Origin of the sequence: Embleya scabrispora, assembly GCF_002024165.1 — a bacterium.
GTDB lineage: Bacteria > Actinomycetota > Actinomycetes > Streptomycetales > Streptomycetaceae > Embleya > Embleya scabrispora_A.
Genome location: NZ_MWQN01000002.1, coordinates 990,001 through 1,002,254 on the forward strand (window position 1 = coordinate 990,001; position 12,254 = coordinate 1,002,254).

At 69.8% G+C, this 12,254-nt stretch carries 9 protein-coding genes; 2 read left to right on the plus strand and 7 right to left on the minus strand.

Annotation, left to right across the window (positions count from 1 at the left end; all coding sequences use genetic code 11):
- Positions 1-12: 12 nt before the first annotated feature.
- Positions 13-4,281, plus strand: coding sequence for a hypothetical protein (locus B4N89_RS52760; protein ID WP_143658184.1), 4,269 nt, complete (start codon positions 13-15; stop codon positions 4,279-4,281).
- A 72-nt stretch (positions 4,282-4,353) separates the two neighbouring features.
- On the opposite strand, the gene B4N89_RS34750 is transcribed toward B4N89_RS52760, so the two are convergent.
- Complete coding sequence (locus B4N89_RS34750) at positions 4,354-4,959, minus strand: DUF6461 domain-containing protein (RefSeq protein WP_078980435.1); 606 nt, start codon at positions 4,957-4,959, stop codon at positions 4,354-4,356.
- Positions 4,960-5,229: 270 nt separating this feature from the next.
- On the opposite strand from B4N89_RS34750, the gene B4N89_RS34755 reads away from it, so the two are divergent.
- Entirely contained in the window at positions 5,230-6,012 is a 783-nt protein-coding gene (locus tag B4N89_RS34755) for an isoprenyl transferase (protein ID WP_078980436.1), read from the plus strand.
- 12 nt (positions 6,013-6,024) lie between these two features.
- Here B4N89_RS34755 and B4N89_RS34760 read toward each other — a convergent pair whose 3' ends face one another.
- From B4N89_RS34760 to B4N89_RS34785, 6 genes are all read right to left on the minus strand, one after another.
- Positions 6,025-6,642, minus strand: coding sequence for a YciI family protein (locus B4N89_RS34760; RefSeq protein WP_078980437.1), 618 nt, complete (start codon positions 6,640-6,642; stop codon positions 6,025-6,027).
- A 103-nt stretch (positions 6,643-6,745) separates the two neighbouring features.
- Positions 6,746-7,645, minus strand: a complete 900-nt coding sequence (locus B4N89_RS34765) for a carbon-nitrogen hydrolase family protein (protein WP_078980438.1) — start codon at positions 7,643-7,645, stop codon at positions 6,746-6,748.
- A gap of 31 nt (positions 7,646-7,676) precedes the next feature.
- Positions 7,677-8,339 (minus strand): SRPBCC family protein, encoded by a 663-nt coding sequence (locus B4N89_RS34770; protein WP_078980439.1) that lies wholly within the window; start codon positions 8,337-8,339, stop codon positions 7,677-7,679.
- Between the two features lie 15 nt (positions 8,340-8,354).
- Complete coding sequence (gene cutA, locus B4N89_RS34775; RefSeq protein WP_078980440.1) at positions 8,355-10,784, minus strand: aerobic carbon-monoxide dehydrogenase large subunit; 2,430 nt, start codon at positions 10,782-10,784, stop codon at positions 8,355-8,357.
- Positions 10,781-11,317 carry a (2Fe-2S)-binding protein gene (locus tag B4N89_RS34780; RefSeq protein WP_078980441.1) on the minus strand — a complete coding sequence of 179 codons (537 nt, stop codon included), beginning with the start codon at positions 11,315-11,317 and terminating at the stop codon, positions 10,781-10,783. The genes cutA and B4N89_RS34780 overlap by 4 nt, the downstream gene beginning before the upstream one ends.
- Positions 11,314-12,231, minus strand: coding sequence for an FAD binding domain-containing protein (locus tag B4N89_RS34785; protein WP_078980442.1), 918 nt, complete (start codon positions 12,229-12,231; stop codon positions 11,314-11,316). The genes B4N89_RS34780 and B4N89_RS34785 overlap by 4 nt, the downstream gene beginning before the upstream one ends.
- Positions 12,232-12,254: the final 23 nt, after the last annotated feature.

The following is a 12,254-nucleotide window of genomic DNA, read 5'->3' on the forward strand; positions in this document are numbered from 1 at the left end:
ACGCTTGTGGCGTTGACGTCCTTCGCGGGCAGCGCGGGCGCCGGCGAACGCCGCGATTCGACCCCGGCGGCCCCGGTGGTCTCGCGGGATCGGGCGTGGACGACCACCGGTGACGCGGACGGGTTCCACGTCATGGTCGCCGACGCCAGGGACGGGTACGGGTGGCGTACCGCGGCCAGTCTGTCCGAACCGGGCTTCGATTCCGACACGTGGATCGGTAATGCCTGTGTGACCGGGTCGGGGGAGCGGGCGGTGGTGGTCTACGCGCCGCGCACGTTCACGAACAAGCCCCGACTGATGGCCCGGGGCGGGTTCACGGCGGTCGTCGACCTGGCTTCCGGGCAGGTCACCAAGCTCGACCTGCAGGCGTCGCTGTCGTACTACAACCCCGGCTGCGGAGTCGACGAGAGCGCGGTCCTGACGCAGTCCCCGGGCGAGGACAAGACCTCCACCCGGCTCGTGCGCGTCGACGCCGTCACCGGTGCCCTGGCTCCCGCGGTCGAGACCAAGGGGCAGGTCACCTCGGCCGTGCCGGTCAAGGACGGCGGCATTGTCGCCGCCGACGGCGGGGCCCTCGTGCGGATCGAGGCCAACGGCGCGAGCACCCGGCTCGCGACGACCCGCGGCGTCCCCTTCCGGCTCACCGCCGACAAGGACGGCGGCGTGGTCTTCCTCGACAAGCTCACCGCCCCGACCGGGGCCAAGACCACCGCCGCCGCGCCCGAACGCGCGGCGGCCGAGCGCGTCACCGCCGGCCAGATCCGCGAACCCGACGCGAAGAAGACCAAACCGACCGAGCTGGCGGCCGGGCCGCTCACCGAGACCGGCCTGACCCGCGACGCCGCCGGAACGGTCTACGTCACCGGCCCCGCCAAGCAGACCACCGGGAAACTTCCCGACATCGCACGGCTGTTACCGGGCTCCCCGAAGGACGCCAAGGTGGGTACCCGCGGCGAGAGCGTCCTGACCCGCACCGCGTGGGCGGACGGCAAGGACACCCGCGTCGAGCCGGACGCGGCCGTCGCCGCCCGCCCGGTGAGCATCGACCTCACCATCCGCGCCACCGGCCGCACCGCCTCCGCCGTCGTCGACCCGGCAGCCAAGCCCGCCCCCCATATCGGCCAGGGCAGGGATCGTTCCCCCAGACTCCCCGCGCCCAAGGATCCGCAGGCCGCCCCGCCGGGCAGCACGCAGACCCTCACCGACCCCCGCCCACCGGGGAGCTCGACGCAGATCGTCGAGGCGGAACGCACCTGCGCCGTGCCCCGCAACGACCCGCGCAACCAGGCCATGCAGCCCAAGCCCCGCCAGGTGGAATGGGCCGTCGACCAGGCCATCGTCGGCAACCTCGACAACAAGGTCAGCCGACCCGCCAACTGGAAGAACCTGGGCATGCCCGCCTACCGACCGCAGGCGATGTTCCCGCTCCAGGCCCTGTCCGGCGGCGGCAGCCGCGTCCCCGCCCAGGTGATGCTCGGCGTCACCGCGCAGGAATCCAACATGTGGCAGGCCTCGCGCACCACCGTCCCCGGCGTCACCGGCAACCCGCTGATCGGCAACTACTACGGGATCAACTACTACGACGGGATCCCCGGCAACGACTGGGACATCGACTGGTCCAAGGCCGACTGCGGCTACGGCATCACCCAGGTCACCGACCACATGCGCCTCGCCGGCCGCGAGGACGGCAAACTCCCCGCCTGGGACTACCAGCAACAACGCGCCGTCGCCCTCGACTACACCGCCAACATCGCCGCGGGCCTGCAAATCCTCGTCGAGAAGTGGAACGTCACCCACGACAACGGCCTGATCGTCAACAACGGCAACTCCGCGAAGATCGAGAACTGGTACTTCGCCCTGTGGGCCTACAACTCCGGCTTCTACCCCAACCCCGGTGACGGCGGCCCCTGGGGCGTGGGCTGGGCCAACAACCCCGCCAACCCCGAATGGGACGCCGGACGCCTGCCGTTCCTCGAGAAGGCCGACGGCAGCGACAACTACCCCGACGCCGCCCACCCCCAGGACTGGCCCTACCAGGAAAAGGTCATCGGCTGGGCCGGCCACCCCCTCGAAGGACTCGAATCACCCGGCAAGATGGTCGCCGGCTACCGCCAGGCGTGGTGGAACGGCCGCGACGGCGACGCCACCACCGTCGGCAACGCCAAGTACTACCGCGCCCAGGCAAAACCCCCGGAGGGCCTCTTCTGCGCCCCCGAGAACGCCTGCGACGCCACCAAGATCACCGACGGCGCCTCCAACGACCCCGGCGTGGGCCCGTGTACCCGCGCCGACCACAAGTGCTGGTGGAACGAACCCGTCACCTACAAACTCGACTGCGACTACTCCTGCGGCAACGACCTCGTCCGGTTCAACACCACCTATCCGGAAGAAGCCGACGGCACCGCCTACCCGCCCAACTGCGCCCTCGGAGGACTCCCCGCCGGAGCCCTGGTCATCGACGACCTTGCCGACAACGTGCCGTCGATCCGTCCCAACTGTGGACACCCGTGGACCAACGCGGGCACCTTCACCATGACCTTCGGGAACGACCCGGGCGCCACCTCGTTTCCCGCCAAGGTCGACACCCACCAACTCGGAGGCGGATTCGGGGGTCACTTCTACTTCGCGCACACGCGGGTCGACGATGCCAAGGGCCAACTGCTCAAGGTGACGGGCGCCTGGAAACTCGATCCCGGAGTCTGGCAGGCGAACAAGAAGCCGGGAGGGGAGGTCGAAGTCAAGGTCCACCTGCCCGATCACGGCGCCCAGACGACCGCGACGTACGAGGTTCGCACCGACGACGGACCCCAATTCGTGACGGTCGACCAGAGGACGGCTGGGTCGGGCAGTGGAAATCGGTGGGTCGACATCGGCAGGTTCCGATTCGGCTCGGCCGTACCGGAGGTTCGACTCGCCGGCATCTCTCCCCTGGGTACGGGGGACAAGGACATCGCCTTCGACGCGATAGCCGTCGTCCCGGGCGAGTTCTCGCACATGCCCGACATCGTGGTCCCGGACGCGGACCCCGATGCCCCGGATCGCGAGGCGGTCGAGGTTCCCCAACCCGTGAACGGCACTCCGTCGGCCAAAGCGGCGGATCGCGACTGCGGTGCTCCCGACCCGGCCACCGGGATACGCACCTGCATCCGTAGCGGCCCCCTGACCTCGGCGATGCCCACCACCTCGGCCATACCGGGCGCGGGGCTCGTCCCGTGGTGCTCCACCTATCTCGACGATCGGGTGACGCGGTTCGAAGGGTGTCTGCATTCGACGGTGACCGCCGTCTTCGTGGACCAGAACGAGGAACAGGTGGGCGCGGCTCCGTTCGCGATCCAGCAGGAGTTCAGACTGAACAAGGACCTGGCCGAATTCGACCAGGCATTGCTCATCGTGCCGATCGAGCCGATACCTCCCGTGTTCGGGCAGATCAATCTCTCCACCTTTACCGCCCGTTGCCCGGGGAACTGCGGTACGTCCGGGACCGCCTGGAACGCGTCGCGAACCTGGCTTGCCGGCGATGGACACGCGCTCATCGGAAACATACGGAATACGTGGACCAATACCCAGGCAGGGCCGGGCATCCAGGAGACGATGCAGCTCGATTGGCAGCTCATGTTCACCACGCCGAAATCCCCAAAACCGGCGTCCACCACCTGGAACAAGCCCGATCTCAGGGTTCGGTGCGACAAGTTTATCGGGGGTCGACCACCGGGCTGCGTATTTCCGGAGTACACCCCGTCCTACCTCATCAACACGGCACGGGAACCGATCGCCGCCGCGATGTATTGGGTGGCCCAGAAACGGCTGCCGGGGCACTACGGCGACAAGGATGCGAAATCACCGCTCACCCGTGTCGACGATGCCACACGCAAGGCGAATCGCGGCGTTTTGTGCGAGCTTGCGGTTGCCGAATGGGTGAAGCATCCGCGGACGACAGGTTCCAGCTGTGACGAGTACGCGTTCGCCGTCACCAAACAGAGTGGGCGTACACAGTCCGGAGTGACGAGCGGTAAACAGTGTGCGCAATTCTTCGCCGAGCAACAGCCCGACAAGTCCTGGAAACTCGACTACGACACCCGGGTGAGTCCGATGCCGACGTGGAACGAACCATGTGCCCGAGGGAGCATCCCGCTGGCCCAGAACAGCGGGGCCGCCAATCGGATCGGCATCCTCTTCTTCGCGAACAACCGCGTTCTCGTCGGTGACGACTGGTATGCGCAGACGCCCGGTTTCGAGAATTGCGACCCCATGACGGTCTGCCACGTCAGTACGCGAGGTTAGCCGTACGACCGATCGCGGGTCGGACTCGGGGGCGGGTGCGAAAGTCATCGCGCCCGCCCCGGATCGGCACTCCTAGGTCGGAATCAGACGAGCGCTCCAAACCGGGTGGCGCATGAGATCAGCCTCTCGGATGCCCGCTCCGAAATGCTGCTCGACGAATGTCAGAATCATTGCCAACGGGTCGTCGAAGCCGTCGTCGACGGCGGGGAGAAAGGTGCGAAATCGTTCGGGATCCGATCCGCCCACTCCTCGGAGCAGTGGATCGCGAAGAGTGTCGAGAACCGTGATGACCACCCCGTCCTCCGCATAGGCGAGGGCGGTCGAGCCGTCGAGGTTGTGAAAAATCGTCAGGGCGACGGTCCCCGAGGAGACCCGCTTGATCAGTTCCGCGTCCGCGACGCACTGCCAGGACGTCTCCTCCCAGGCCCAGGCCCAGTCCCCATAGACCCCCGCCCGCACTACATAGCCATCCTCTTCGTAGCTCAGGTCACCAAGTTCCTCTCGGTAGCTCGGGTATCCGTCCGGATTGAGATCGGCATCCTGACCGCGAAGGGCCACAGTCGTCGGATCGGCACCCATGCGGTGTAAAAGTGTCTCGACTCCCATCTCGCGTCCAAAGGCGAGACTCAACCCCAGAAGATCGCCTCGCAGCAGCCACGAGAAACCCTCGCCCGCCATGCCTTCACGTCTCCGCATCATGCAGATCGATTCGAGCTTTTGACGGATCGAGTCTCGCAGACCCCGGCGGAGTCGGTCATCGACGTATTGCGGCGCGGGAATGAGCGAAGCGTCGTGCCGACTGCCTTCACCCCGGCGCGTCCATCGGGCGCACCACCCGGGCAAGTAGCCTGTGTGGTAACGGCCTTGGGGGCGCTTGGCGAAGCGGGTGCGGTGACCCCCTGGTAGGGTCCGCCGAGGCTGCCACGACGTGATGCGACGGAGAAGGTCATGAAGCTGCTCCCGCTGTTCATTCGACGGCCGATCGAGGCGGTGTACGAGCGCCGGCTGGCCTCCACCCTGGTCGGGCTGCCGCGTCCGCAGAATGTCGGGATCATGCTCGACGGCAATCGGCGCTGGGCGCGCAAGGCGGGACACTCCGACGTCCGCGAGGGCTACCGGGCCGGTGGTGCGAAGGTGACCGAGTTCCTGGGCTGGTGCAGCGCCGCCGGGATCGAGCACGTGACCCTGTTCATGCTCTCCGACGACAACCTCGGCCGGCCCGCCGAGGAACTGGGCCCGCTGATCGAGATCATTGAGGAGACCGTCCGGGACATCACCGCCGTAGGCCGCTCCTGGGAGGTCCAGGTGATCGGCTCGCTGGACATGCTGCCCGGTGCCGGCGCCCGGGTGCTCAAGGAGGCCACCGCCGCGACGGCCGGACGCGGCGGGCTCAGGGTCGACGTCGCGGTCGGGTACGGCGGCCGGCGGGAGATCGTCGACGCGGTCAAGAGCGCGTTCGAGCAGCACATGGCGGCCGGCGGCGACCCGGCCGAACTGGTCGAGCGGTTCGAGATCGAGGACATCTCGCGGCATCTGTACTCGCCGACCGCCGCCCACACCGACTTCATCATCCGCACATCCGGCGAGCAGCGGTTGTCCGGCTTCCTGCTCTGGCAGTCCGCATACGCCGAGATGCACTGGGTGGACTGCTACTGGCCGGCCTTCCGGCACGTGGACTTCCTGCGCGCACTGCGTTCGTACGCCACGCGCGAGCGCCGCTTCGGCAAATAGCGGCCGAGCCGGTCAGTCCTCGTCCCGATCCCGGCCGCCGAAGCACCAACCGTGCGCCTCGATGCTCGCGTACAGATCGGCCCGCGCGTACGGGCTCCGCCCGAGCAGCGCCTCGGCCGCGTCGTGGTCCGGGAGTTCGGCCAGGATCGCGGTGCCCAGCCACCGCGCACCGTCCTCGGACAGCAGCGGCCCGCACACGATCAGCGACCCGGCGTGCTCGCCGTCGAGCAGATGGCGGCGCTGTTCGGCGTGCAGCGCGTCCCGGGCCGCGGTGCTGCCGGGCCGAGCGTGGGCGAGGATCAAAAAGCGCGGGCCGGCCGGAGAACTCCCCTCGAAGTCCCACATCTTCCGGCCCAGCGTGTTGCCCCACCGGCGGATCAACACCTCCGGCTCGTACACACCCGCCCGGTGGTTCGGCTCGTCGTAGGCGAACTCCCGTACGGCGTCGGCATTCGGCAGATCGACGATGTGCACACTGCCGGTCACGGTCTCCCCGTCGGCGGCGAACGTCGGCCCCCGGGCGATCATGCCCTCGGCGTAGCCGTCCATGAACGCCCAGTGCGCTTCCAGGAGTTCGTCCCGCAGCGGCCGCGTTCCCGGCCGGTCGCGACAGTAGAACAGGTACTCCATGTCGGATCCCCCCGTACGGCGGTGTGTCGCCTGCATGCTACGCGCGACGGGCCGACGGGGGAGCACCCCGCCGGCCCGTCGCGCCCGGCCCGTCGCCGGTGTACTACCCGTGCGGGTACGTCGTCTTCGCCGGGCGCACCAAATCGTCCGCGTAGTTGGCGATCAGGTCCAGATTGCGGTCCGCCAGGTGGTCGAACACCTGCGGCACGCTCGAACCCGGGGTCAGCGACGCCAACGCGCGCTCCGGGTCGAGCCGGGCCGAGACCCAGCCCTCGTGGGAGGATCCGCGCGCGATCACCTCGGCGCCCGGCGTGACGATCATCGAGTTGCCGAAGTACAGCACGCCCGCCGGGTCGCTGCCGGTGGCGTTGGCGCCGACGACGTAGACGTGGTTGTCGTACGCCCGTGCGCGGTTGGTGAGTTCCCACAGGTCGGCGGAGCGCAGCAGCGCCGACGGCCGGCAGATCACCTCGGCGCCCTGCACGGCCTGGATCCGGCTCAGCTCCGGATAGTCGCCGTCGAAGCAGATGATCATGCCGATCCGACCGAGGTCGGTCTCCACCACGCTGACGTGCTCGCCCGGCGTGACCCACCCACCGCGCGAGCGCAGTTCGGGGCCGAAGGGGTGGGTCTTGCGGTACACGCCGAGCACCTGCCCGTCGGGACCGGCCAGCACCGACGAGTTGTACACCTCGCCGCGCCCGGCGCCGCGCTCGTACGTGCCCCACACCAGGTGCACGCCCAACTCCCGGGCCCGCTCCCGGAACGGCTCGGTGAGTCGGCCGGGGATGGCGTCCACCAGGTCCCACAACTCCTCGGCGGGCAGCGCCGGGGTGAAGCCGGTGGTCACACTCTCCGGCAGTACCACCAACTCCGCGCCGGTCGACTCGACGCAGCGGGTCACCCACTGCAACGCGTGGGTGATGTTCGCCTCGACCACCGCCGCCGTGAGCGGCCCCGGGCGAGGCACGACCTGAACGGCCGCCGCCGTGAACGCACGCATGGTTGTCGCTCCCTTCCCGAAACGAACCGGATCAGCGCCGACGCGCGATCACGCCGCCGACGATCGCGCCGAGCAGCGCCACCGCCGCGCCGAACAGCGCGCCCTTGGCGAAGTCGTCGCCGGAGAAGGCGGACGCCGGGGCCGCGTACGTACCCGCCGGAGCCGCGACCGCGCCGCCATCCGCCGTCGCCACCACGGAGGTTCCGTTGACCGCCGCCGGTACGCCGCCCTTCGGCGCGGCCGTCAGCGGCGTCTGCCCGGTCAGGATCTTGTCCACCGACTTGAAGAACTCGCCGGCCGTCTTCTTGGCCACCCCGGTCAGCATGCGCTGCCCGACACCGCCGATCACGCCGCCGACCACGGCCTCCGCGTCGTACTCCAACCGCGTCCGGCCGCCGTCGATGTCCTCCAGCGTCACCTTCACCTCGGCGCTGACCGTACCCGGACCGCCCGAGCCGGACGCCTTGAGCATGAACGAGCCCGGCGGCACCTGGTCGGTCAGCTGCACGTTGCCCAGGTAGGTGCCCTTGATCGAGGCGACGCCCATCGTCACCGTCATCCGGTACGCGTCGGGACCGGTCTCCTCCAGCTTCTCGCAGCCGGGGATCGTGCGGGTGAGCACGGCAGGGTCGTTCAGCGCCGCCCAGACCTTGTCGGCAGGGGCGTTCAGGATCGCGTTTCCTTGGACCTTCATGCTGGGTCGTGCTCCTTAACGGTGGGTGCCGGCGGCATGGTCGGCGCCCCGGCGCAGCGCCGGGATCTCGCCGGCGGCGAACCGCTTGCGCAGGTGGAAGAGTTCGGACGGCTGGATCGGCATCCGCGTGATCGGGAAGCCCTCGGCGTCCTCGATCGCGGACGCGAACACCGCCGCCGCGGGGATCACGCCCGCCTCGCCCGCGCCCTTGATGCCGAGCGGGTTGAGCGGGGAGGGCGTCTCCAGGTGGTCGATCTCGATCTTGGGGACCTCGCTGGCGTACGGCATCAGGAAGTCCATGAACGACGCGTTCACCAACTGCCCGTGCTCGTCGTACTCCATACGTTCGTACAGCGCGCCGCCGACGCCCTGGGCGACGCCGCCGTGCACCTGCCCCTCGACGATCATCGGGTTGATCAGGTGCCCGCAGTCGTGCACGACGCAGTAGCGCAGGATGCGGATCTCGGCGGTGTCCGGATCGGTCTCCACGATCACCGCGTGCATCCCGTTGGCGAACGTCGCGGTCGGCGGCGAGTAGTAGTCGCGCCCCTCCAGGCCCGGTTCGTCGTCCTCGGCGACCGGCGGCTTGGAGAAGTCGGCCTTGCCGGTCAGCTGGGTGGCCGCCTTGGACGCCTCGTCGAACGCGTAGCGCAGCGGGTTGGACAACACCGCCACGGTGCCCAGCGCGACCGACGCGCCGGGGCTGCCCTTGACCCGCACGTGGCCGTCCACGATCTCCAGGTCGCGCGGGTCGGCCTCCAGGGCCTCGCCGGCGATCCGCAGCGCCTTGGCCTTGACGTTGCGCGCGGCCAGCGCGATGGCGTTGCCGCTCATCACCGCCGCGCGCGAGGCGAACGTGCCCACCGCGTACGGGAATCGGCGCGTGTCGCCGGTGGTGACGGTGACATCCTCGATCGGCACGCCCAACTCGTCGGCGACGATCTGCGCGAACACCGTCTGGTGGCCCTGCCCCTGACTGGTCAGCCCGGTGGCGACGACGACCTTGCCGGTGGTCTCGACCTGGACGTGGCCGCCCTCGTACGGGCCGACGCCGGTGCCCTCGACGTAGCACGCCACGCCGATGCCCACCCGGCGGCCCTCGGCGCGCGCCTGCGCCCGGTACGCCTCGAACTCGTCCCAGCCGACCAGCTTCTTCAACGCGTCCAGCGAGCCGGGGAAGTCGCCCGAGTCGTAGATCAGCGGCCGGCCGTCCTGGAACAACAGCCCGTGATCGTAGGGCATTTCGTCGGGCTGGATGAAGTTGACCGCGCGCACCTCGGTGCGGTCCTTGCCCAGGTGGTCGGCGATCGCGTCCATCGCCCGCTCCATCGCGAACACGCCCTGCGGGCGGCCCGCGCCGCGATACGGGGTGACGATCACCGTGTTGGTGTACAGGCTGCGGAAGTCGACCCGGTACGCGCCGGGCTTGTACGGGCCGAGCAGCTGCGTCGAGGTGATGATCGGGACGATGATCCCGTACGGGGTGTACGCGCCGTTGTCGTGCAGGATCTCCACGTCCAGGCCGAGCAGTCGGCCGTCGTCGTCGAACCCGACCCGTACGGTCTGGAGTTGGCCGCGCTCGTGTGCGGCGGAGATGAAGTGCTCGCGGCGGTCCTCGGTCCACTTGACCTCGTGGTCGAGCAGCCGGGCCGCCCACGGGATCAGGATCTCCTCGGGCCACGGGTGCACGATCTTGACCCCGAAGCCGCCGCCCACGTCGGGGGTGACGCACTCGACGCGGTCCAGCGGCAGGTCCAACTTGGCGGCCACGGCGGCGCGCACACCCGTGGAGGTCTGGGTCGAGGTGTACACGCGCAGGCTCTCGTCGGCCGCGTCCCAGCGGGCGTAGACGCCCCGGCCCTCCATCGGCATACAGGCGCTGCGCTCGATGTCCAGTTTCAGTTCGAGCCGGTTGGGCGCGGCGGCGATCGCGGCCGGCGCGTCGCCGACCTCCTGGACCAGGTGCGCGGCGCAGTTGCCCGGCACGTCGTCGTGCACGAGGCGGTCCGCACGGAACGCGTTCTCGATGCCGACCACCGGCGGCAGCGCCTCGTACTCGACGGTGATCCGCTCGCAGGCGTCCTCGGCGAGGTAGCGGTCGGTGGCCACCACCATCACCACGGCCTCGCCGACGTGGTTGACGAACTCCTTGGCCAGCGGGTACGCGGTGCGCCCGTGGGTGAGCGCGGGGTGCGGGATCAGCAGCGGCAGCGGTTCGGCGACCCGGCCGGCCAGGTCCTCGTAGGTGTAGATCGCGATCAGGCCGTCGACGTCGAGCGCGCCGGTGACGTCGATCCCGGTGATCCGGGCCCGCGCGTGCGGGCTGCGCACGAACGCGGCCTCGTAGGCGCCCTCGCCCAGGTCGTCGAGGTAGCGGCCGTTGCCGACCAACAGGCGCAGGTCCTCGGTGCGTTGCACCGGTGCGCCGAACATCTTGGTGGTCATCGGGCGTCCCCCTCGGCGTGCGCGCAGCCCTTGCGTTCTTCGGTGATCTCGGCGGCGCGCAGCACGGACTTGACGATGTTCTGGTAGCCGGTACAGCGGCACAGGTTGCCCGAGACCGCCTCGCGGGCCTCCTCCTCGGTGGGCGTCGGGTTCTCCTCCAGGAAGGCGGAGACGACGGTGAGGAAGCCGGGGGTGCAGAAGCCGCACTGGAGGCCGTGGCACTCGCGGAAGGCCTGCTGGACGGGGTGCATGGTGCCGTCGGGCTCGGCGAGGCCCTCGACGGTGGTGATCTCGTGGCCCTGGGCGCTGACCGCGAACATCAGACAGGCGCGCATCGGCTTGCCGTCGACGCGCACGGTACACGCGCCGCACACGCCGTGTTCGCAGCCGACGTGGGTGCCGGTCAGGCCCAGGTCGTGGCGCAGGCAGTCGGAGAGCAGTCGGCGCGGGGTGACGGTGGTGGTGTGCGGTACGCCGTTCACGCTCAGCCGGATGTCGAGCCGCTGCTCGGTGGGGATCTGCGTCTCGGTCATCGGGCGCTCCGCTCGGTGCTGGTGGTGCCGGTGTTGCCGTTCGGGTCGACCAGGGCCGCGCGCTCGGTGGCGGTGCGCAGTGCCCGGACGGTGAGTACGCCCGCCAGTTGGGCGCGGTATTCGGCGGTGGCGTGGATGTCGCCCTCGGGCTCCAGGCTCCCGGCGGCCAGCGTCGCCGCGTCCTGCCACACGGCGGTGTCGGCGGTACGGCCGATCAGCGCGTCGGTGAGGTCGAGCACGAGCGGGACGGGAGAGAGCGAGAGGTACGCGGCGCGGGCCGAGACGATGCGCAGGTCGTCGTCGACGGTGACCGCCGCCGCGACCCCGCACATCGCGTAGTCGCCGTGCCGGCGGGCGATCTCGACGAACTCGGTGCCGGTACGGCCCGGCAGGCGGGGGAAGTAGGCGGCGACGGCGAGTTCGCCCTCCTCGATGGACGCCTCCAGCGGGCCGACGAAGAAGTCCTCGGCGGCCACCGTGCGGGTTCCGCCCTTGCGGGCCAGCGTCATCGAGCCGCCGAGCAGGGCGAGTACGGCGGTCATCTCGCCGGAGGGGTCGGCGTGCGCGAGGCTGCCCACGGTGGTGCCGCGGTTGCGGATGACCGGGTGGGCGACCAGGCGCAGGCCCTGGCGCAGCAGTGGGACCACCGCGTGTGCGGCCTCGTCCGCCTCGACCTCGGCGTGCCGGGCGAGCGCGCCCACCGCGACGCCGCCGGGGTCGGTGCGGACGTAGGCCAACTCGCCGAGCCCGTTGATGTCCACCAGGTGGGCCGGGGCGGCGAGTCTCATGTTGAGCATCGGGATCAGGCTTTGGCCGCCGGCGAGGACCTTTCCGTCGTGGCCGACCTCGGCGAGGGCGTCGAGGGCCTCGGCCAGGTCGGTCGGTGCGTGATATCGGAATGCCGGCGGCTTCACGTGTCGTCCCCTCCAGGTGGTGC

Coding starts and splice junctions, on each gene's coding strand:
- B4N89_RS34780 (WP_078980441.1), bottom strand. CDS start 11,317: ATGACCGAGACGCAGATCCCCACCGAGCAGCGGCTCGACATCCGGCTG.
- B4N89_RS34755 (WP_078980436.1), top strand. CDS start 5,230: ATGAAGCTGCTCCCGCTGTTCATTCGACGGCCGATCGAGGCGGTGTAC.
- cutA (WP_078980440.1), bottom strand. CDS start 10,784: ATGACCACCAAGATGTTCGGCGCACCGGTGCAACGCACCGAGGACCTG.
- B4N89_RS34765 (WP_078980438.1), bottom strand. CDS start 7,645: ATGCGTGCGTTCACGGCGGCGGCCGTTCAGGTCGTGCCTCGCCCGGGG.
- B4N89_RS34770 (WP_078980439.1), bottom strand. CDS start 8,339: ATGAAGGTCCAAGGAAACGCGATCCTGAACGCCCCTGCCGACAAGGTC.
- B4N89_RS34750 (WP_078980435.1), bottom strand. CDS start 4,959: ATGGCGGGCGAGGGTTTCTCGTGGCTGCTGCGAGGCGATCTTCTGGGG.
- B4N89_RS34760 (WP_078980437.1), bottom strand. CDS start 6,642: ATGGAGTACCTGTTCTACTGTCGCGACCGGCCGGGAACGCGGCCGCTG.